This window comes from Acinetobacter endophylla (genome assembly GCF_053543775.1).
Genome location: NZ_JBLVOM010000048.1, coordinates 1 through 799 on the forward strand (window position 1 = coordinate 1; position 799 = coordinate 799).

Below are 799 nucleotides of genomic sequence, written 5' to 3' on the forward strand. Positions count from 1 at the left end.
AAATCATGCGGACGACCCAATAAACCGACATTCCAAGCCCAGTGTGGGTGCATACACGATTGCATATAACGACGTATTGCAGCATTTTTACCACTCATTCCTGAATGTGCATCACGATAACGCGCACCTGGAACAGGCATATCGACTGTGAATACTAAGGTAGAACAGCCTGCGGCTTTAGCACGTTCCAAGGCATTTTTCATAAAACCACGGTCACGTAGTACATACAGTTGAAACCACATCGGACGTTGAATCGCAGGTGCCACTTCTTCAATTGGACAAACTGAAACTGTTGATAAGGTAAATGGAATGCCCTTTTTATCTGCGGCAACCGCGGCTTGAACTTCACCACGACGCGCATACATACCCGTTAGACCTACAGGTGACAATGCCACTGGCAACGCCAAATTTTCACCAAACAATTGCGTTTCTAAGCTCAGCTCAGACATGTCATTTAACACACGTTGACGTAAAGCGATTTTTGATAAATCGTCTACATTACGCTTTAAAGTATATTCCGCATAGGCACCACCATCGATGTATTCAAATAAAAATGGCGGTAAACGACGTTTCGCAGCTTCACGATAGTCATTTGCAGAAGAAATAATCATAACTTATGTCCTATTTAATCGACTCGAACGTTGACGACGAGCTTCTTCTTCATCGATCATACGTACGCGTTGAACAACAAATTCAATATGCCCACAAGCTGCCTTACGTGCAGTCTCTGAGTCTTGACGTTCAATTGCGTCCATCACCTCAAAATGCTGGTCATGCAATTGTTCAAAATGTTGTGGTG

At 43.7% G+C, this 799-nt stretch carries 2 protein-coding genes; both read right to left on the minus strand.

The window, feature by feature from the left end; translation table 11 throughout:
- Window positions 1-611 (minus strand): L-lactate dehydrogenase (locus ACNPNW_RS04250; protein WP_448766573.1); only part of this gene is annotated, 611 nt, incomplete at its 3' end.
- Window positions 612-614: 3 nt separating this feature from the next.
- A partial coding sequence (locus ACNPNW_RS04255) for an FCD domain-containing protein (protein ID WP_527890962.1) occupies window positions 615-799 on the minus strand: 185 nt, incomplete at its 5' end.